We start from the raw sequence: 19,815 nt of genomic DNA, 5'->3' as shown, positions 1-19,815 counted from the left end.
CGTGCTGTCATTCCGCTGCACGCCGATTTCCAACGTTGGAATGACGGCCGGTCCACCCGGCCGTCGGCCATCCGTGCCCGCACCGCGCCGGGCTCGGCCACCACCGGCCCGACGCCGCCCGAGCGACCGCGCGTCGGCCGTACGACCCCCGTACGGCCGGCGCATGAATCCCGTACGGCTCCCGTACGGCCTCCGCACGACCAGTAGCACGACCCGTACGAACCCCGTACGACCCGGTACGGCTCCGTACGACCGCCCTACGTCGACCGCGCGGGCGGACTCCGGTCGCCGAGACGTCACCACCACCTCGACACCACGACATCTCGACACCACGTCACCCCGCCGGCCCACGAGCCGCGCACGGCGGTTCAGCGGTCACGCCCTCCCCCGATCCGGCTCCGACTCCCCTCTGCCCCGAGGAAAGATTCGATGACACGACGACACACCCGCCCCCGCACCAGAATGTGGGCCCTCCTGACAGCGGCCGCCCTCGTGCTGCCCACGAGCGCCCTGCTCCCCACCGCGTCGGCCGCGGAACAGCCCCGCGGCACGAGCGCCGCCCCCACCGAGAACGCGAACTCCGAGAACGCCGCCATCGAGGTACACGGCCTGAAGGGCGAGTACTTCAGCATGTCCGCACCCGGTGCGCGGGACTTCGCCACGCTCGGCGGCACGTCCCTCGACCCGCAAGTCAACTTCTCCGGCCTTACGGGCACCTTCCAGAACCTCACCGGCCGGACCGAACACACCACGGCCCGCTGGACGGGCCGGATCGAGGCGCCGGCCACCGGCGACTACACGTTCTACGGCATCGGCGACAACGGGTTCCGTCTCTTCATCGACGGGAAGCCGGTCATCGACCACTGGATCCCCGACTGGGACAAGGAGCAGACCAGCGCCTCGATCCGGCTCACCGCCGGCGAGAAGCACGACTTCCGCCTGGAGATGTTCCAGGACGTCGGCGGCGCCAACATGTTCCTGCGCTGGTCGACTCCGACGATGGCCAGGCAACTCGTACCGGAGTCGGCGTTCACCCCGCCCGCCGACTTCGAGGTCTACCCCGTCGAGCTGACCGTGGACGAGAGCGGCCGCCGACTGCGCGCGAGGTTCGACGGCAAGGTCTCCGATCTCACCGCCGTGAAGGACCACCTCACGGTCGAGGCCGACACCACGCCCATGCCGATCCAGTCGGTCACGGTCGCGCCGGACGACAGCGATTCCGTCCTCGTCACCCTCGCCGAGCCGATTCAGAAGGACCAGCAGGTCAGGGTCGACTACGACGGGAAGGGGGGCCTGAAGAACGGCGGGGAGACGGTTCCGCAGATCCTCCGCCCCGCGAAGAACGCCTCCACCCACCGGCTCACCACCGAGTGGGGCGACCGGCTGGACGAGAAGAACCCGCTGCCCGAGTACCCGCGCCCTCAGCAGGTGCGCGGCAAGTGGAAGAACCTCAACGGCCCCTGGCAGTTCGCCGGCGCCGACACGGGCGAGCAGCCGGTCTTCGGCAAGGACCTCGACGAGAAGATCATCGTGCCTTTCCCGGTCGAGTCGCAGCTCTCCGGCGTCGAACGGCACGAGGACCACATGTTCTACCGCAAGCTCGTGAACGTGCCGAAGGACTGGAAGGTCGGCGCCGGCGGCAAGGACAACCGCCTGAAGCTCAATTTCGGCGCCGTCGACTACCAGGCCCGGGTCTGGGTCAACGGCAAGCAGGTCGCCGAGCACACCGGCGGCTACAACGCCTTCAGCGCCGACGTCACGGACGCGATCAAGGGGACCGGACCGCAGGAGGTCGTCGTCGCGGTCACCGACACCGGTGGCCGGAACCAGCCCACCGGCAAGCAGTCCACCAACCCGGGCGGCATCTTCTACACGCAGTCGTCGGGAATCTGGCAGACGGTCTGGATGGAACCGGTCGCCCCCGTCTCCATCGACGACGTCGTCACCACCCCCGACATAGACACGGGCAGCCTCGCGGTGACCGTCGCGTCCGACGACGCCACGTCCGCCGCACGCGTCGAAGCCGTCGCCCGGGACGCCCGGGGCAAGGTCGTCGGCCGGGTCAGCGGACCGGCCAACAAGCAGCTTCGGCTGGCCGTGGCGAACCAGCGGCTCTGGAGTCCGGACGACCCGTACCTCTACGACCTCGACGTGAAGCTGATCCAGGGACGGTCGACCGACACCGTCGAGAGCTACTTCGGCATGCGGAAGATCGGGATCGAGAAGGTCGGCGGCTTCCAGAAGCTGGTGCTCAACGGCAAGCCCGTCTACTCCCTCGCCACCCTCGACCAGGGGTTCTGGCCGGACGGCCTCTACACCCAGCCCAGCGACAAGGCCCTCGCCTTCGACCTCGAAGCACACAAGAAGCTCGGCTTCAACGCCGTGCGCAAGCACATCAAGGTGGAGTCGCCGCGCTGGTTCTACCACGCGGACCGGCTCGGCCTGCTGGTCTGGCAGGACTTCGTCTCGGGCGACCTCACCGACGAGACGGGCCACAAGGCCTTCGTCGACCAGGGCCGCGAGATGATGCGCCAGCACCACAGCTCCCCCTCCGTCATCGGCTGGATCGTCTTCAACGAGGGCTGGGGCGAGTGGAACCGCGAGGAGACCGGACGTATCGCCGAGTCCGTCAAGGCCGCTGACCCGTCCCGTGTCGTCAACGCCCACAGCGGCGTCAACTGCTGCAACTCCAAGGGGGATTCGGGCAAGGGCGACATCATCGACCATCACGACTACAACAACACCGACCCCGCCTTCCCCGACGCCGAGCGCGCGGCCATGGACGGCGAGCACGGCGGCTTCACCCTCCGCGCCCCCGGACACATGTGGCCCGGCGCGCCGACCGTGATCTACAGCGGCGTCGCCGACAAGGAGGCGCTCACCCGCAAGTACGTCGAGAACACGGAGAAGTACTACCTCGAGGCGGCCGGGGCGGAGCTCTCCGGCTCCATCTACACCCAGATCTCCGATCTGGAGAACGAGCTCAACGGCCTCTACACATACGACCGCAGGGAGATCAAGGTCGACCCGGTGCGCGTCCGCGAGATCAACCGGAAGGTCATCGCGGCCGGCGCCGCGGCGGGCGAGCGCGATCAGCTCCAGGGCGGCGGGTCCTGGGCCCTCGACGAGGGCACCGGGACGACGGCACGGGACGCGGGTCCGAACGCCGAGGACCTGAAGCTCTCCGAGGGCACCACCTGGGCCCCGGGAGTGAGCGGCAGCGCCCTGAAGTTCGACGGTCAGGGCCAGTACGCCGAGACCGGAGGCCCCGTGATCGACACCACCGCCGACTACTCGGTGTCGGCCTGGGCGACGCTCGACTCCCTGCCCGGCAACTACGCGACCGTGGTCAGCCAGGACGGCCGGCGCCAGGAGAACCCCTTCTACCTGCAGTACGGGCAGGGCGCCTTCGCCTTCAGCACACCCGGCGGCAACCGCGCCCGCTACGTCACCACGCCCGAGACGGGCCGCTGGTACCACCTCGTCGGTGTCCGCGACGCCGCGAGGAACGAGATCAGGCTGTACGTCGACGGTGCCCTCGTGTCGACGGCCACCGCCGGACCGGCGGACGTCGGCACCGGGCCGCTGTCCGTGGGCCGGGCCAAGTGGAGCGGCGGCAACGTCGACTTCTGGAAGGGCTCGGTCGACCAGGTCCGCGCCTTCGACAAGGCCCTGAGCTCCGAGGAGGTGACCGCCCTCCACGCACAGCAGAAGCCATAGCTCGACGGCGCGACCGCACGTCCCCGCCTCCGAACGCCGGCCTCTTCGGCAGGCGTTCGGGGGCGGGGACGCGGAGGGCCGGGGTACCCGCGCGCGGGTGCCCCGGCCCTCCGGCTGTGGTCCGTCAGCGGCGGACCTGGTAGGCGCGCGTCACCGTCTGGTCGACGGAGTTGCCGTCGGCGTCGGTGGCGGTGACCCTCAGCGAGACGAAGCCGGCGGCCGCCGGGTTGTCGATGGTGCCGTTCAGACGGCCGTCCAGACGGACCTGCCGCCAGGAGACACCGTCGTCGTACGAGGCCCACAGCCTGACCCCGGTGACGGCCGGGCCGACGAGGCCCTTGGGGTGCCGTACGCCGAGGCCGACGGCCGTGCGGGACCCGGTCCGGGCGCTGTTGGCCAGGTCGGTGCCGAGGCGGTAGTCGACCGACAGGACGGGCAGCAGCGTCCGCCCCTCACTCTGCGCGGAGTGGAAGCGCCAGTCGGTGCGCACCTTCGTGGAGGTGTTCCAGCCGGCCTCCGCCCGCTGGACGTCGGTGACCACGCGGTACTCGGCGCGTTCCGGGATCATCGGGAAGGCGACGGTGGTGGCCGGCGCGGTGCCGAGGAGCACACCGTCCCGGTAGACCGTGGCCAGCTCCTTGTCGGTGCCGTTGCGCACGAAGGCCCACTGCGCGGATCCGCTGTCGAGCAGCCCCGCGGCGGCGACCGTACCCACTCCGCCGACGCGGGCGGCCGCGTAGTCCAGTTCGATCGGCAGCGCGGTGCGGACCACGGCCTTGTTCCAGTCGCGGCGCACCTGCTGGCCGGGGGTGAACTTCGTGGCGGCCGTCACCTGCCAGGTGCCGCCCGCCGACCACACGGGGCCGAGCTTCATGGCCTCGTAGGTGCGCAGGCCCGTGGTGACGTACTCGGTCAGGGTGCGCTGGAGCGGCATCCGCCCGAAGGAGAAGTTCGCCACCGCCTGCATCGGCGAGTGCATCAGACGGCTGTATCCGGCCTCGGCTCCGGCGGTGGTGCCGTGGAACCGGCTGTCGACCGTGGCCAGTTCACCGGGCCGGACGCGGTAGCGCTGGTCGGCGGGGATGCCGCCGGCGCGGTACTTGAGCAGTTCGTAGGCGTACGGGCTGACCGCCGTACCGGAGAAGGCGATCCGGGCGCCGGACAGGGCCAGCAGACGCTCGCCCTCGGTGCCGGAGACCGTCATCGCGGGGATGCGGGTCTCCTTCGGGCTCCAGTTGCCCGCCAGCCAGCCGCCGGGGGTGTCGTTGTAGACGAGCACGGCCAGTGCGCCGGCGTCGGCCGCCGCGTCGACCTGCGCGTACGTGGTGGTGCCGGGGTCCCGCTTCACCAGCGCGAGCTTGCCCCGGACGTCCTCCCCGGGCTTGGCCACCCGGAGGGTGCGGCTGCCGTCGAAGCGCGCCGAGCCGGTCCAGCCCTGGAAGTAGGAGACGTCCAGGGCACGGCTGCCGTGTCCGGCGAGCCGCGCCGAGAGCGCCGGAGCGCTGAGCGACCAGCCGACGCGCGACTCGAAGAGGGTGGGGTCGGTGGTGGCCGACGGCACGGAGTAGACAGCCGTCTCACCGCCGAGCCAGACCTCACGGTTGTGGACCAGGACCCGCGAGGTGGGGCTGGACGCGATGCCGACCCGGAGACGGTTCGTCTCCGACGGGCGGGGCGTGGTCATGGTGACCCTGCCCGCCTTGGAGGCGTCGAAGGTGAAGGTCCGGTCCGAGTCGATGAGCGTGCCGGGCCGGGCCGCGTAGGTGTACTCGTGGAGCAGGCTCCAGTCGGGGCTGTAGTGGAAGATCTCCGCGATGAAGGAGTGCTCGCCACGCGGCACCCGCAGCACGACGGTCCCGTCCTCGCCGACCGGGTACGTCTCCGGGATCATCCCCTGGTCCAGGGTGGTGTCGGTGACCGCGGCGATGCCGCCGGTCGGCTTGCCGTCGCGGTCGAGGACCTTCAGCGTGACGTCGTAGCGCTGGACGTCCCGTCCGAAGCCGACCGCGGTCACCGCCGCCGTCCCGTCGGTGGCACGCGCGGTGACGTGCGCGCCGTGCGAGCCGGTGGTGACGCCGCGGCTGTCGAGGGTGACGGCTACCTCGGCGGTGCCGTGCGCGGGGACGGTCACCGAGTCGGTGCCCAGGGCGAGCGTTCCGGCGGGCAGCGTCTCGCCGGCGTTCTTCAGCGAGAGCGCCAGCGTGATCGGGGTGTCGCCGTCGTTGACGTACTCGATCCTCTTCTCGACCGTGGACGAGTCGTCCCAGCCGCGCAGGCCGAAGTCGACCGTGCCGGCGGCCGTCACCGGCTGGCGGAGGGCGCGCGCCACGTCGACACGGCCCGCGCCCTGGGCGTACACGGAGGCGTCGGCGGTGGTCTTCGCGGTGCTGATGAGCGCGTTCTTCAGCCGGGCGGGCGACCAGTCGGGGTGACGCTGAGCGAGGATCGCCGCCGCTCCCGCCACGTGCGGCGTCGCCATGGAGGTGCCGCTCGCGGTGGTGTAGAGGTCGCCGACCGGAGAGCCCATCGTGGTGCCCGCCGCGCGGGCCGCGACGATCCGGACGCCCGGTGCGGTGATCTCCGGCTTGAGGCCGCCGTCGCCGCGCGGGCCCCTGCTGGAGAAGTCCGCGACGGTGTCGGCGGAGTCCACGGCGCCGACCGTGAGGGCCGCGGCGGCGGCGCCGGGCGAGCCGACGGTCTTCGCGCCGGGGCCGCTGTTGCCCGCCGCGATGGTGAACAGGACGCCTGTCCTGGCGGTGAGTTCGTTGACCGCGAGCGACATGGGGTCGGTGCCGTCGGCGCCCTCCTGGCCGCCCAGGCTCATGGAGACGACCTTCGCGCCGGAGAGCGCGGCCCATTCCATGCCCTCGATGATGCCGGACTCCGAACCGGAGCCGCCGTCGTCGAGGACCTTGCCCACGACCAGCTTGGCGCCGGGCGCGACGCCCCGGTACGTGCCGGAGGAGCCTGCGCCGCTGCCGAGGATCGTGGAGGCGACGTGGGTGCCGTGGCCGTGGCCGTCGCGCGCGGTCTCGCCGGGAACGAAGCTGCGGCTCTCGACGATGCGGTCGGCGAGGTCGGGGTGGGTGGCGTCGACGCCGGTGTCGAGCACCGCGACCTTGACGCCGGTGCCGTCGTATCCGGCGGCCCAGGCCTCCGGTGCGCCGATCTGCGGCACGCTCTTCTCCAGGAGCGCGTCGACCTTGCCGTCCAGCCAGAGGCGCTGGACGCCGCCCGACAGACGGGCCTTGGGTGTTCCGGCCCGGGCGCTGTCGTCGTCGACGGCCTCCCAGAAGGTGTCGCCCTCGGCCTTGTCGGCGGTGACGGCGGCGCCGCGCATGCCGGGGAGCTCGCGGGTGAGACGGGCCCCGCCGGGGGTGGCGGTTCCGGTGGAGTCGTAGCGCACGATCAGCGGGGTCGACGCGTGGTGGGCGTCGTCGAAGCCCTGGGCGACGAGCTGGGTGACGTTGAACAGTCGCTTGTCGACCCGGCCGTTGTGGACCAGGGCCTCGACGTCCCGGGGGATGACGTACACGTCGGTGCCGACCGTGTACGTCCGCAGTCCGGTGGCGCTGCCCCGGTACGGGGTGACGTTGACGGCGACGGTCTTGCCCGCCCGGGTGGCCACCGTCACCTTGTCGCCGGTCACCAGGGTGACCGTGGAGGTGCGGACAGCGTCCTGGGGTGCGGCGGTCACCGCGTCCTCCCCGGTCGCCGGAGGAGGCGTGGCGCCGTACGCCATGCCGCCTGCGGTCATGGTGGCTGCCAGGGCGAAGCCGAGCAGTGCGGTTCTCCGTCTGCTGCGCATGCTGAGGGCACTCCTTCCGCCGGCGGAGGGGGATCCGTGTCCGGCGGAACCAAGAGTCAACAGGAACGATCACCTTCGCTACAGCCCGCGACTGGCGAAGAGGCGACATGTCCACTCGCCGCCAATGTGCTTGCAGCGCAGGTCGTTTACGGGGCCGCGTGGTATTGCGGGCTCTCGTTTCCGGCGGCCCTGATGTGATTTGATCACTCCGGGTACGGGGGTGATCACGTCAACCGGGGTGGGGGAAGGCTTCGTGGGCGAAGGACACATGCTGGAGGCGGCAGGGGTCGGGGCCGCGGAGGAAAGGGTGTACCGCTTCCTCCTCGGGGTACGGGAAGCCGACATCGCGGGAATCGCCGCGCAGTTGGGCCTCGACACGGCACGGGTCCAGGGACTGCTGGCGTCCCTCCACGACAAGGGCCTGGTGGGCCGGGCCGCCGAACCACCGGAGGGCGGCCCCGAGCGGTACGTGCCGATGGCGCCCGACGCGGCGCTGCGCCCGCTGCTGCTGCGCGGGCACGAGGCGCTCGAATGGGCCCGGCGGGGTGTGGAACAGCTCGCCGAGGAGTACCGGGCCGGCGGCCGGCGGCACGACGCCGGGCAGCTCGTCGAGGTGATCACCGGCGCGAGCGTGATCCGGCAGCGGCTGCGGCAGATGGCGTACGGGGCCGGCGAGATGCGCTGGCTCTGCAAGGCCCGTCCGGTCGCCCTGGCGGCGGCGGAGAACGACGAGGAGTGGGAGCTGCTCGCCCGGGGGGTGCGCTACAGGACGATCTACGAGCGCGAACTCCTGGAGGGCCCCGGGATGGTTGACAACGTTGCCCGGAGCATCCGCGCGGGCGAGCAGGCGCGAGCCGTCGGAACGCTTCCGGTGCGACTGGTGATCGCGGACAGCTCGATGGCCATCTGCCCTCTGGTGTACGAGAGCGGGGACGGCCCCGACGGTGCGGAACCGGCGGCGGGTCCTGCCGACCGGGCGGGCGAGCCGACGGCCGCCGTGATCCACAGCAGCAGTCTGCTCGACGCGCTGATCGCCCTGTTCGAGAGCCAGTGGGCGGCGGCGACCCCGCTGCACGTCACGGACTCCGGCGAACTGGCCGACTTCGACGGCGGCCCGAATCCGGCGGTGCACCTCGCCGACGACGAGAGGTATCTGCTCTCCCTGATCGTCGCCGGCGTCGCGGACAAGGCCATCGCGTCCCAGCTGTGGGTCAGTCAGCGCACGGTGCAGCGCCGGATCCAGACCCTGATGCAGCGCGCCGGGGCCCTGACCAGGACGCAGTTGGTGTGGCAGGCGGCGCAGCGGGGGTGGCTGACGAACGGCTGACCAGACGCCCGTCGAGGACGACCTCCAGCCAGGTGTAGCAGTCGCCGATCCACAGACCGACCTCCGCACCGCACCCCGCGCAGGCCAGGTTCGGCCCGTCCTGGCCGGCCGGCCCGCAACAGCCGCCCCAGCGGCTCGGAATCCTCGTGGTACCGACCACGTCAGCCGGGCTCAGCAGCGGGTCCACGCCTGGCGCGTGTCCCGCCCGCGACTTCCCGAAGCCCTTGGGCGGCGGGCCCCAGGTGATGCGTCCCGGCTCCGGGTCGTAGGCGAAGGTACCGGCCGCCATCCTGGGCGGGCAGGGGTCCACGGGAGTGCTGAGCGGTGTCCAGGCCTCGCCCTCCGCCGGCGGCTGCACCTCGCGCACCGGAGCGGACAACCGGGCCCGGCACACGGCACAGGAGAAGACCTCGGCACCAGCGATCCGCACGCCGACTCCCTTCCCCGCGATGCCCCGAAGGTACCCCAGCTTGCCGGCGGCCGGTTCTGCGGCACCGTCCACCGCGAGCGCGACACGGAGCACGAACCCCACACATACCTACCGGCCGGTAAGGTGTGCTCCGCCCTCCCTCGCCGCCGCCACTCCGGCCCCCGTCCGAAGGAATCCGATGTCCCGGTCCGCACGCTCCGCCTTCCTGCTCGCCGGCCTGCTCGCCACCGCGGGCGTCGCCCATTTCGCCTCCCCGAAGCAGTTCGACGCCACGGTGCCGGAGTTCCTTCCGGGCAGCCCCCGGACCTGGACCCAGGCCAGTGGTGTCGCGGAACTCGCCCTCGCCGCCGGGCTCGCCCTTCCGGCGACCCGCAAAGCGAGCGCCCGCGCCACGGCCCTCTTCTTCGCCGGAGTCTTCCCGGCCAACGTCAAGATGGCCTACGACTGGCGAGGCCGCTCGCCGAAGGCGCGGGCGATCGCCTACGGCCGGCTCCCCCTCCAGATCCCCCTGATCCTGTGGGCGCGCGGTATCGGTCGCGCCGACTCCTGACCCCCTCCGGCCGACGGGGCGGATCCCCGCCCCACGGCCCCCGCTTCCGGCCGTTCAGCGCCCGCGTGCGCGCAGCAGCGTGCGCAGGGCGCCGTCGAGGCGACGCCGCTCGTCCTGGTCGAGGTCCGCGACAAGCTCCCCCAGGGACTCCACGAGGCTGGTGAGCGCGGCGTCGACCACGGCGAGCCCCTCGTCGGTGAGAGTGACACGGAAGCTGCGCCGGTCGTCGGCGTCCAGCGTGCGCCGTACGAGACCGGCCCCCTCCAAGCGGTCGAGCCGTTTGGTCATACCGGCGCGGGACATCATCAGCTCCGACGACAGCACCGACGGGATCACGCTGTAGGGCGCGCCACGTCGGCGCAGTGTGGCGAGCACGTCGAAGTCGCCCTTGTTGATGCCGTGTTGTTCCACGGCCCGCTCACCCGCCGGCCCGATGAGCGTCTCGGCGACGAGCGCGATCCGCCCCACGAAGGCCAGCGGGGTCACATCGAGGTCGGGTCGTTCCCGGCGCCAGTCGGCCGCGATCCGGTCGACCGCGTCCACATCCTCGATCCCACGTCCGCGCTCGTCTCCGTTCATGGTCGCAATTCTATTCACTCGAAGATAGTTAGCTGGAGTACTATCAACGAGCGAACCAACTGCTGACCCTTCCGGAGGCTGTTGTGCCCCACCCTGCCCGGACGCTCATTCGCGACGTACGCGTCTTCGACGGCGCCCGCGTCCTCGACGAACGCGTCGACGTCCTCGTCGACGGCGACAGGATCGCCGCCCACGACCCCGCGACACCCGCGGACGTGGAGATCGACGGATCCGGACGCACGCTGCTGCCGGGGCTGATCGACGCCCATACCCACACCTTCGACGGCAGCCTCGCCGCGGCCCTGCGCCACGGCGTGACGACGGAGCTGGACATGTTCTGCCTGCCCGCCAACCTCCGGCGCCAGCGCGCCCTGGCCGCCGAGCGCGATGACGTCGCCGACCTGCGCAGCTCCGGTGTGCTCGCGACCGCGCCCGGCGGGCACCCGTCCCAGCTCATGACCCTCATGGCCGACGGATTCGGGGATGCCGCCGGGCCGTTCGACACCATCGCCCGGCCCGAGGACGCCGCCGCCTTCGTCGCCGCCCGCCTCCGCGAAGGCAGCGACTACCTCAAGATCGTCATCGACGACGGGTCCACGGCGGGAACCAGGCTGCCCGTCCTCGGAGCCCGGACAGCGGCGGCACTTGTGGCGGCGGCCCATGACTCCGGGCTACGGACCATCGCGCACGCGGCCACGGCGACCGAGGCCGCCACGGCTCTCGCCGCCGGAGTCGACGGCCTCGCGCACGCCTGGTGGGAGGGCGGAGCCGGCGCGCCGCCCACCGAGGAACTGGCCGCGCGGGCCGCAGCCCAAGGCGTGTTCGTGGTCAGCACCCTCGCCTATGCCGAAGCCTCCGGCGCCGGACGCCCCGACCGCCGCGCGTACTCCACGGCGGTCGTCGCCGCCCTCGCCGCGGCCGGTGCGCCCCTGCTGGCCGGAACCGACGCCACCCCCTTCGCCCCGCTCCACGGTGAGGCGATGCACCGCGAACTCGAACTCCTGACGGCAGCCGGCCTGACGCCGCCGCAGGCCCTGCACGCGGCCACCGCCGCCCCTGCCCTGCACTTCGGTCTCCATGACCGCGGCCGCGTCGCCCCGGGGCTGCGGGCAGACCTGCTCCTCGTCAACGGCGACCCCATCCGTGACATCACCGCCGTCCGCGACATCGCCCACGTCTGGCGGCGCGGCGTGCGCCAGGTCCGCTGACCCCGGCCGCCTCTCCCCTCGCGCGCCCCACACCTCGCGCCCCGTAGCTCTCGCGTCCGTCGCCTCATCCGTCCAGAACACGAAGTGAGCCCATGCCGGAACAGCATGCTTCACCACGCCCGCCCCGCGCCGTGCGGATCCTGCGGACCACCGCCGCCGCCCAGACCGCGGTTCTCCTCGCCCAGGCGGTGTCGGCAGGCCTGCTGCTGGCCTCCGTCCCCCTCGGCCGTACGGCGCACGGCGCGATGGCGGGGGCCGTCCTCTCAGCAGTGGTGCTGCATCTCCTGGCCGCCGTCGCGGCCTGGCGCAAGGGCGCCGTCGGGGGACGTACGGTCCTGCACGGCCTGCCCCTGCTGCTGTTCACGTTCGCGCAGGCGGCACTCGGCTTCGCGCATGTCCGCGAGCTCCACGTACCGCTCGGAGTCCTCATGTTCGGCGCGTCCGTCATGACGCTGATGCGGATACGTACACAGCCACCGTCGCCGTCGCCGTCGCCGCAGAACGAGGGGGCGGCGGCATGAGCATCCCCCGACGCACCCTGATCCGCGTCCTCGGCGGATCCGCACTCGCCCTGCCCGTCCTGGGCGGCGCCGCCTCCTGGGCCGGGCATCGCGTCGACACCTGGGGCAAGGTGTCCTTCGACCGACCGCTCGACGTCCCGCCCCTCGCCCCCTCCCGCGTCGACGGGCAGGGCCAACGCGTCTTCGACCTCACGATCGCCGCCGGCCGTACGGAGTTCACGCCCGGCCGCCCCTCCGCCACCTGGGGAGTCAACGGCGGTCACCTCGGTCCGACCCTGCGCGCCAGGCGCGGCGAGAAAGTACGGATCAACGTCGACAACAGGCTGCCGGAAGCCACCTCGCTCCACTGGCACGGAATGCACCTCCCGCCCTCCATGGACGGCGGACCCCACCAGATGATCGAGCCGGGCACCACCTGGTCACCCTTCTGGACGGTCCGTCAGCAGGCCGCCACCCTCTGGTACCACCCGCATCCCCACGGCCGCACCGCGCAGCACGTCTACCGGGGCGTGGCCGGCATGTTCCTGATCGACGACGACGCGGCCCCGCACGAGCTGCCCCACGCCTACGGCATCGACGACATCCCGCTGATCGTGCAGGATCGCCGGCTGCCGGGCGGCGTACTCGATCCCGACGAGCCGATGGCCGGGACAACGGGGTTCCTCGGCGACCGGATCCTCGTCAACGGCACGCTCGGCCCCTATCTCGACGTCCGTAGCCAACGCGTCCGCCTGCGCCTGCTCAACGGCTCCAACGCCCGCGTCTTCCGGTTCCACCTCGCCGACCACCGCGCCTTCGAACTGGTCGCCACCGACGGCGGACTGCTCCCCGCGCCCCACACCACCGACCACGTCCAGCTATCACCGGGGGAACGCGCCGAGATCGTCGTCACCCTCACACCGGGCGAGCGCGCCGTCCTGCGCAGCTCCGATCCCGACACCGGCGCGGGTTTCGTCCAACGCGACGGAGGCGAGGACCGGTTCGACGTACTCCAGCTGCGGGCCGCCGCCACCCTGGCGTCCTCTGCGCGTCTTCCCGCACGGCTGGCGGACGTACCGCGCATCCCGGCGCACACGGCCGACGACCGACGGGTGTTCGAACTCGCCGAGCACACGATCAACGGGCGGCGCATGTCGCCGGACCGCATCGACCTGACCGTCCGCAAGGACACCACCGAGATATGGGAGGTCCACAGCGGCGACGGCACCCTCCACAGTTTCCACGTGCACGACGTGCAGTTCCAGGTGCTCACGGTCGACGGCCGCACACCACCGGCGCACCTGGCCGGATGGAAGGACACGGTCCTGCTGCCCCCGGGCACCTCGATGCGGCTCATCATGCGCTTCGCCGACTACGCGGATCCGGGCAGCCCGTACATGTACCACTGCCACATGCTGTACCACGAAGACCGGGGAATGATGGGCCGGTTCATGGTCGTGGAAGCGGGCGGGCGGCCCGACCCGCCCGCCGCCCACCACTCGGGCCACCACTGACCGGGCCGATCACCAGTCCCGCGTGGCGATCAGTTCCTCCACGTCCGCGTCAGCGAACCCGTAGGCCGACGCGACACACCAGAAGTCCTCAGCGATCACCTCCCGCGCAACCGTCTCGATCTCGCTCCCCGCAGCCTCGAACTCCGCCTCCAGGAGGTTGAACTCGTCCGTCGCGGCCTGTGTCAGCCCGTACAGGGCCGCCAGGTCGGCCGGCCGCTCGGCCTCGATCCGTTCGCACAGCCGCAGCAGGATCGCCCTGCCCTTGTCGACGACGTGGTCGGGGAAGTACGCGTCCGCGTACAGCTGCCGGAGAAACACGTGTCCGGTCATCTGCCGGTTCGTGAGGGGCATGACGCCTCCGTCTGGGGAGCGGGGATGAAGAAGGAAAGACGGGCCCATCCTGAACGGGACCACTGACAACGCACCGCGTCCGGCACCCCGGTGGTCCCTGTGCGCCTCGTCCCACGCCGCCCTGCCCGCGCTCAGGGCGGCATCGGCGTTTCGGCCACCGGCGCGTCGGCGCCCGGGCCAGCCCCGGCAAGGGTCGGTGTACCCGGAACGAACGCACATTCGCCTGGAGTCGGGGTTCACAGCACGTCCAAAAGTCATGTGTTCGAGAGGGCGGGGGTCGTCGTTGAGCCTGGCAACCCCTCACCGCACCCCTTCCCGGAGGCTGACATGCACCCCCGCCCTCATCCCCGGACCGCCCTTCCACCCGCCGCTGAGCCTGCGCCCGCCCGGCTCTGGACCGCGGCGGTACGGCCCCGGCGTGCCGCCGGCGCACGCCCCGCGGCGGCACGACCGCGTACGAGGTGGTGGGGATGACCGACGACCACGCCACCGCCCCGTCGTCGGTGGACGGGCCCTCACCCTCCGAGCAGCTGCTGTTCGGCGGCGAGCTCACCTACGACTACGGCTGGGGCAGCCACGACGGGGCCTGGCTGAAGCTCGGACTGCGTCAGATGGGCGTCGCACTGCCACGGCAGGTCGCGGTCGCGATCCGGCTGGCGCGCGAGGCGGACCAGCGGGCGTTCGTCACGGTCGCGGTCTGCGAGATCGCCCGCGGAATCGCGCAGGCCGTCTCCCTGATCGCGGTCAACTCCCTCCTGGTCGAACTGCTCGCGTCCGGCGACATCACCGGAAGGCTCCGCGCCGCGCTGCCGTCTGTCGCCCTGGTCGCCGTGCTGGCGGTGATCGGCTCGGCGTGCAAGTCGGCCTCGGCCGCCGCGACCGGGATCCTGGAGCCGAAGGCCCAGAGGGTGGCGACCGAGCGCTATCTCGGGCTCGTGGCGAAGGTGGAGCTGGAGGCGATCGAGGACGACGCCTTCCACAAGCTGATGGACTCGGCACAGTGGGGCGCCGACGCGGCCCGGCGGATGGTCGGCTACTGCACCGCCGTGGTCACCTCCGCGATCTCCCTGATCGCCGCCGCCGGCGTTCTCGCGGTGCTGCACTGGACGCTCCTGCCGCTGCTGGCGTTCATGGCGCTCCCCAGCGCGTGGGGCTCGCTCACCATGGCCAGGCATCGGTACGTCAGCTGGCACCGCTTCGTCCAGCACGTCCGGGCCGCCAAACTGATCAGCCAGCTCCTGATCAACCCGCAGGCCGCGGCCGAGATCCGAGTCCACGACGTGGCTCCCTTCCTCCTCACGCACTTCCGGGAGATGGCGCTGACGAGCGAGCGTGAGCAGACCCGGCTCGCGTGGACCGGCGCGCGCACGCATGTGCTGGCGGACTCGGCCCGCGGGCTCGCGACCGTCGCCACCTACGGAGTCCTCGGACTGCTGCTGTGGAACGGACGCATGGACCTCGCGGTGGCCGGCACGGCGGTACTGGCGATCCGCACCGGCTCGGCCAGCATCACCGACCTCGTCCTCCGTGTCACGGACGTGCAGGAGGAGGCGCTGTTCGTCGCCGATCTGGAGACCCTGTGCACGGAGGCCGTCCGGCGCGCCATCCCCGACGGCGGGCGCGACCTGCCCGAGGAGGTGGACGAGATTCGCTTCGAGCGGGTCACCTTCACCTATCCCGGCAAGGACAAGCCGTCTCTGTCCGAGGTCGACCTGGTCATCCCCCGCGGCAGGACCGTCGCCCTCGTCGGGAGCAACGGCGCCGGCAAGTCGACGCTGATCAGCCTGCTCAGCGGCGCCCGGCTCCCCGACAGCGGACGAGTCCTGTGGGGCGGGGTGAGCACGGCGGAGGCCGACCGGGCACAGGTCTTCGCGCGCGTGGCGATGGTCGCCCAGGACTTCTTCCGGTGGCCGTTCACCGCCCGCGTCAACATCGGCATCGGGCGCACGTCCGGTTCGATGGACGACACGGCCGTCGAGCCGGCCGCCGCGTACTCGGGGGCCGACCAGGTCGTCACGGGACTCCCGCGTCGCTGGGACTCCCTCCTCTCCCGCGGCTACAAGGGCGGGCAGGAGATCTCCGGCGGCCAGTGGCAGAAGTTCGGCCTCGCCCGGGCCCGGCACCGCGACGGCGCCGTACTGATCGTCGATGAGCCCACCAGCGCCCTGGACGCGGCCGCCGAGCAGCGGGTCTTCGACCAGATCCACCAGCTGGCCGACAAAGGGCAGACCACCGTGCTGATCACCCACCGCCTGGCCAGCGCCCGCCAGGCCGACCTGATCTACGTGCTCGACGAGGGCCGGGTCGCCGAGCAGGGCACCTTCGCCGAGCTGATGGACCCGGCCACCGGAACCGGGGCGTTCAGAGAGGCGTACGAGCTGCAGGCCCGCCAGTTCGTACAGCCGGCCGTTCCGGCGCAGCCCGTGCGGTCCACGGCGACGCCGGGCGCTCCGGGCGCCCAGGCGAGCGGCGGGGAGGCCACGTCATGACGCGCGTCGCCGTGACGGCGAAGGGCCGCCCGCCCGGGTGTCGCGTGAGCGACCCGTCCAGAGCGCGCGCCCGCAGCACGAGCATGGGCCTTCCGGCCACCCCCGCTTCTGTCCTTGCCACAGGTTCTACGTGAGGTCCGACATGCCGCCTTCCCTCTCCCACGTACGTCATCCGATCACCGCCTATCTGGCCGAGCACCCCGATGAGCGACCGGCCCTGTCCGGACTGCTGAACTCCCTGGACGCCGACGCGGATCCCACCAGCCGCTCCACGCTGCCCGGGCACATCACCTGCAGCGCGGTCGTCATCGACCGCGCCCGGCGCGTCCTCCACGTACGGCACAACGCCTCCGGGCTCCTCCTTCCCCCCGGGGGCCACATCGAGGCCTCCGACACGTCGCTGCTCGCGGCCGCGCTGCGGGAAGTGGAGGAGGAGACGGGACTCCCCGCCTCCTCTCTCGCGCTGACACCCGAGTTCCGCGACCGCCCCATCGACATCGGCGTCCACGCCATCGACGCCCGTCCGTCCAAGGCCGAACCCGCCCACCGGCACTACGACGTGTGCTTCGTCTTCACCCTCGCCGACGACGCACCCGCACCCGTCCTTCAGACCGAGGAAGTCACCGAAGCCGTATGGCTGTCCTTCGGTGAGGTCCACTCACCCGCACTGCGCGCCACACTGGCACGCTCAGGGTTGGACGGCGCGATCGCGCCGGTGAACGCCAGCGCGGTCGTGCACGACGGACGGGGCCACTACCTGGTGCACCTGCGCGACGCCAACAAGCCCGAGATCTGGCAGCCGGGAGCCTGGTCGCTGCTCGGGGGCGGGCGGGAGCCTCAGGATGCCACCCTGCTGGACACGGTCCGCCGCGAACTCCGGGAAGAAGCAGGCCTGGAGATCGCCGACTTGAGGCCGTACGCGGTCGAGCACGCCATCGGGACGGAAGGCATGATCGTGCCGATCCAGGTCTTCACCGGCCGCTGGGCCGGCGACCCGTCCGCCCTGCGGCTGACCGAAGGCGTGATGCTCGCCTGGCTGGATCCGGGCAGACTCCCGTTCCTGACGATGGCGGCGTCGACCAGGGAACTCCTCCAACGGCACGCGGCCGAGCACTCCGTGCCCGCTCCGCGCCTCACGGCGAGCCCCGGGACGGACGCCCTGGCGGCGCCGTCCGGCACCGTCCCGCACATCGTCGGCGTCCACCTCTACCTGGAGCGCGACGGCCAGGTCCTGCTGGGCCGACGCCACCCGGACTCGGCGTACGCGGGCGGGTCGTGGCACGCGCTCGCGGGTCATTGCGAGGCGGAGTCGGCGACCGCGTGCCTGGTCCGGGAGGCGTACGAAGAGGCGGGTCTCGTAATCGACCGCGAAGACCTCGAACTGGTCCACACCGTGCATCTGGCCGACCGGCCCGGGGAGGGAGCCGCAGGGCGGCCACCGAGGATCCAGCTCTTCTTCCGGGCACGCCGCTGGGAGGGCGACCCCGAGCTGCGGGAGCCGGACAAGTGCCTTGCGTGGCAATGGTGGAATCCCAAGGACCTGCCCGAGCCGATCGTCCCCTACACGCGCGCGGCGATCGAAGGAGTCCGGGCCGGCCGGACCTATACGGAAACGGGGTGGACGCGTTGACCGACTTCGCCACCGTGGGCTCCGCGTACTCCGCCCACTCCGTCAGCGCCCGGGGCCGCCTGCGTCACGACCTCGTCGCCCGCCGGCTCCTCGCCGAACTGCCCACCGCCCACGCACGGGTCCTTGACGTCGGCTGCGGGGACGGTGAGATGACGCTTCGGCTCGCGGCGGCCGGACACCGTGTGACGGGCGTCGACCCGTCCGCGGAGATGCTGGGGGCAGCGGCCCGCCGCGTGGGCGCCCGGCCCGACCTCGCCCCGCGGATCCGGCTCCTCGAAGCAGGCATCGACGGCCTTCCCTTCGGACGGGAGCGATTCGACGCCGTGTGCTGTCACGGGGTGCTGATGTACCTGGACGACGCGGCCGGCGCGATCGCCCGCCTCGCGGGGCTGGTAGCCCGTGGCGGGGTGCTGAGCATCCTGACCAAGAACCGGGCTGCGATCGGCTTCCGTGAGGCCCTGCGCGGCGAGTACCGGGAGGCGCGTGACCTCATCGAGCACGGTGCGGCGGCGAGCGTGGGGAATCTCGGCCTCGAGACGCGTGGGGATACGGCCGAGGCACTCGACGAGCTCACGACCGGGCACGGGTTTGCTCCGCTCCCCTGGCAGGGTGTGCGCATCTTCCACGATCACCACGTGGACTGGGCCCCTGGCCCCGAGGAGTACGCGCAGGCGCTGCAGACGGAGTGGGCCGCCTCTACGCGGGACCCGTACCGGCAGCTCGGTCGTCTCGTCCACACGTTGGCCCGCCGTGGGACGGAACGACGGAGGACTCCATGACGGGGCCGGGTCCGCCCGCCCGCGCGTCGGCCCGCACCCGTACCGGTCCGCCATGCCCGGGCCGTTGCTCAGGCCACCCAGGCCGAGGTGGCCGTCTGGACCAGTGAGCCGTCCAGGTCCGCCAGCTTCGCGCCGACGAAGGTGCGGGCCGCGTCCGACGTCTGAATCCGGAAGGCAGGTCGGCCGGTGGTGAGCGCCCCGGTGATCGCCTCCCCCACCGCTTCCGACGTCTGGGCGGCGGCGAAGGCGCCCCGGGTGCGGTCGAGGTAGTTCGCCAGCGCCGGACCGTAGACGCCGGCCTCGGCCGCCGCGCTCTCCTCGATGCCCACGTTCGCGACGAACTCACTGGCCACCGCGCCGGGTTCGATCACCGCGACCGTGACACCGACCGTGGCGGCGACCGGGGCCAGGCTCTCCATGAAGCCCTCGGCCGCGAACTTCGCAGCGCAGTAGGCCTCGTTGAACGGCTGTCCGATCACACCGCCGACGCTGGTGACGGTGAGCAGCCGCCCTCCGGTCGCACGCAGGTGCGGCATGACGGCCTTGGTGACGGTGACGACGCCGAAGAAGTTGACCTCCATCACCGCGCGAACCGCGTCCACCGACTCGTTCTCGATGGTGCCGACGTGGCCCGCGCCCGCGTTGTTGACCACGGCGTCCAGCCGGCCGTGGTCGGCGATCACTCCGGCGACGCACTCCTCGACCGAGGCGGCGTCGGTGACGTCCAGGCGGCGGATGTCCAGCTCGACCCCGGCCGTCTCGGCCGCCTTCCGCAATGCTCCGGCTCGGGCCGGGTCGCGCAGCGTGGCGACCGTGGTGAAGCCGGCTCGGGCGGCGGCGACGGCTGCGGCAAGGCCGATGCCGGAGGAGGTGCCGGTGATCAGAACGACCTTGTCGGACATGGAGAACCCTTCTGGGGTGGTGTCGAGT

13 protein-coding genes are annotated in these 19,815 nt (G+C 71.9%); 9 read left to right on the top strand and 4 right to left on the bottom strand.

All coding sequences use genetic code 11. The features are described 5' to 3' along the window. The first annotated feature begins 429 nt into the window (after positions 1-429). Positions 430-3,720: a glycoside hydrolase family 2 gene (locus IF00_RS0106295; RefSeq protein WP_030315112.1), complete on the top strand. Its 3,291-nt coding sequence runs from the start codon at positions 430-432 to the stop codon at positions 3,718-3,720. 124 nt (positions 3,721-3,844) lie between these two features. On the opposite strand, the gene IF00_RS0106290 is transcribed toward IF00_RS0106295, so the two are convergent. Continuing rightward, positions 3,845-7,528 carry a S8 family peptidase gene (locus tag IF00_RS0106290; protein WP_030315111.1) on the bottom strand — a complete coding sequence of 1,228 codons (3,684 nt, stop codon included), beginning with the start codon at positions 7,526-7,528 and terminating at the stop codon, positions 3,845-3,847. A 268-nt stretch (positions 7,529-7,796) separates the two neighbouring features. Between IF00_RS0106290 and IF00_RS0106285 the strand changes: the two genes are divergently transcribed. Together IF00_RS0106285 and IF00_RS0106280 are read left to right on the top strand one after the other, a co-directional pair. Continuing rightward, positions 7,797-8,855, top strand: coding sequence for a helix-turn-helix domain-containing protein (locus IF00_RS0106285; RefSeq protein ID WP_030315108.1), 1,059 nt, complete (start codon positions 7,797-7,799; stop codon positions 8,853-8,855). Positions 8,856-9,463: 608 nt separating this feature from the next. After that, entirely contained in the window at positions 9,464-9,835 is a 372-nt protein-coding gene (locus IF00_RS0106280) for a DoxX family protein (protein ID WP_030315107.1), read from the top strand. Between the two features lie 54 nt (positions 9,836-9,889). Here IF00_RS0106280 and IF00_RS0106275 read toward each other — a convergent pair whose 3' ends face one another. After that, the gene (locus IF00_RS0106275) at positions 9,890-10,414 is read right to left on the bottom strand and encodes a MarR family winged helix-turn-helix transcriptional regulator (protein ID WP_051819895.1); all 525 of its coding nucleotides are present in this window, start codon (positions 10,412-10,414) and stop codon (positions 9,890-9,892) included. An 83-nt stretch (positions 10,415-10,497) separates the two neighbouring features. On the opposite strand from IF00_RS0106275, the gene IF00_RS0106270 reads away from it, so the two are divergent. The 3 genes from IF00_RS0106270 (at position 10,498) to IF00_RS0106260 (ending at position 13,636) form a co-directional block, all read left to right on the top strand. Beyond that, complete coding sequence (locus IF00_RS0106270) at positions 10,498-11,622, top strand: amidohydrolase family protein (RefSeq protein WP_051819893.1); 1,125 nt, start codon at positions 10,498-10,500, stop codon at positions 11,620-11,622. Positions 11,623-11,714: 92 nt separating this feature from the next. Then, the gene (locus IF00_RS0106265; protein WP_051819891.1) at positions 11,715-12,143 is read left to right on the top strand and encodes a hypothetical protein; all 429 of its coding nucleotides are present in this window, start codon (positions 11,715-11,717) and stop codon (positions 12,141-12,143) included. Continuing rightward, positions 12,140-13,636 (top strand): multicopper oxidase family protein, encoded by a 1,497-nt coding sequence (locus tag IF00_RS0106260; RefSeq protein ID WP_030315099.1) that lies wholly within the window; start codon positions 12,140-12,142, stop codon positions 13,634-13,636. The genes IF00_RS0106265 and IF00_RS0106260 overlap by 4 nt, the downstream gene beginning before the upstream one ends. Before the next feature lie 9 nt (positions 13,637-13,645). On the opposite strand, the gene IF00_RS0106255 is transcribed toward IF00_RS0106260, so the two are convergent. Beyond that, positions 13,646-13,987: a DUF5713 family protein gene (locus IF00_RS0106255; RefSeq protein ID WP_030315097.1), complete on the bottom strand. Its 342-nt coding sequence runs from the start codon at positions 13,985-13,987 to the stop codon at positions 13,646-13,648. A gap of 470 nt (positions 13,988-14,457) precedes the next feature. Between IF00_RS0106255 and IF00_RS0106250 the strand changes: the two genes are divergently transcribed. The 3 genes from IF00_RS0106250 to IF00_RS0106240 all read left to right on the top strand — a co-directional run bounded on the left by IF00_RS0106250 (position 14,458) and on the right by IF00_RS0106240 (position 18,885). Beyond that, positions 14,458-16,476 (top strand): ABC transporter ATP-binding protein, encoded by a 2,019-nt coding sequence (locus IF00_RS0106250; protein WP_078944564.1) that lies wholly within the window; start codon positions 14,458-14,460, stop codon positions 16,474-16,476. Positions 16,477-16,618: 142 nt separating this feature from the next. Continuing rightward, positions 16,619-18,106 carry an NUDIX domain-containing protein gene (locus IF00_RS0106245; protein ID WP_030315093.1) on the top strand — a complete coding sequence of 496 codons (1,488 nt, stop codon included), beginning with the start codon at positions 16,619-16,621 and terminating at the stop codon, positions 18,104-18,106. After that, a complete protein-coding gene (locus IF00_RS0106240) occupies positions 18,094-18,885 on the top strand; it encodes a class I SAM-dependent methyltransferase (RefSeq protein ID WP_063740633.1) in 792 nt (263 codons plus the stop codon). The genes IF00_RS0106245 and IF00_RS0106240 overlap by 13 nt, the downstream gene beginning before the upstream one ends. A 68-nt stretch (positions 18,886-18,953) precedes the next feature. Here the strand turns inward: IF00_RS0106240 and IF00_RS0106235 are convergent, their stop codons facing one another. Continuing rightward, the gene (locus IF00_RS0106235; protein WP_030315089.1) at positions 18,954-19,787 is read right to left on the bottom strand and encodes an SDR family NAD(P)-dependent oxidoreductase; all 834 of its coding nucleotides are present in this window, start codon (positions 19,785-19,787) and stop codon (positions 18,954-18,956) included. Positions 19,788-19,815: the final 28 nt, after the last annotated feature.

It is taken from the genome of Streptomyces flavochromogenes (assembly GCF_000717595.1).
GTDB classification, from domain to species: Bacteria; Actinomycetota; Actinomycetes; order Streptomycetales; family Streptomycetaceae; genus Streptomyces; species Streptomyces flavochromogenes.
This window is presented reverse-complemented; position numbering and strand designations above follow the sequence as displayed.

Coding starts and splice junctions, on each gene's coding strand:
- IF00_RS0106265 (WP_051819891.1), top strand. CDS start 11,715: ATGCCGGAACAGCATGCTTCACCACGCCCGCCCCGCGCCGTGCGGATC.
- IF00_RS0106285 (WP_030315108.1), top strand. CDS start 7,797: ATGCTGGAGGCGGCAGGGGTCGGGGCCGCGGAGGAAAGGGTGTACCGC.
- IF00_RS0106255 (WP_030315097.1), bottom strand. CDS start 13,987: ATGCCCCTCACGAACCGGCAGATGACCGGACACGTGTTTCTCCGGCAG.
- IF00_RS0106235 (WP_030315089.1), bottom strand. CDS start 19,787: ATGTCCGACAAGGTCGTTCTGATCACCGGCACCTCCTCCGGCATCGGC.
- IF00_RS0106245 (WP_030315093.1), top strand. CDS start 16,619: ATGCCGCCTTCCCTCTCCCACGTACGTCATCCGATCACCGCCTATCTG.
- IF00_RS0106250 (WP_078944564.1), top strand. CDS start 14,458: ATGACCGACGACCACGCCACCGCCCCGTCGTCGGTGGACGGGCCCTCA.
- IF00_RS0106280 (WP_030315107.1), top strand. CDS start 9,464: ATGTCCCGGTCCGCACGCTCCGCCTTCCTGCTCGCCGGCCTGCTCGCC.
- IF00_RS0106275 (WP_051819895.1), bottom strand. CDS start 10,414: ATGAACGGAGACGAGCGCGGACGTGGGATCGAGGATGTGGACGCGGTC.
- IF00_RS0106295 (WP_030315112.1), top strand. CDS start 430: ATGACACGACGACACACCCGCCCCCGCACCAGAATGTGGGCCCTCCTG.
- IF00_RS0106260 (WP_030315099.1), top strand. CDS start 12,140: ATGAGCATCCCCCGACGCACCCTGATCCGCGTCCTCGGCGGATCCGCA.
- IF00_RS0106290 (WP_030315111.1), bottom strand. CDS start 7,528: ATGCGCAGCAGACGGAGAACCGCACTGCTCGGCTTCGCCCTGGCAGCC.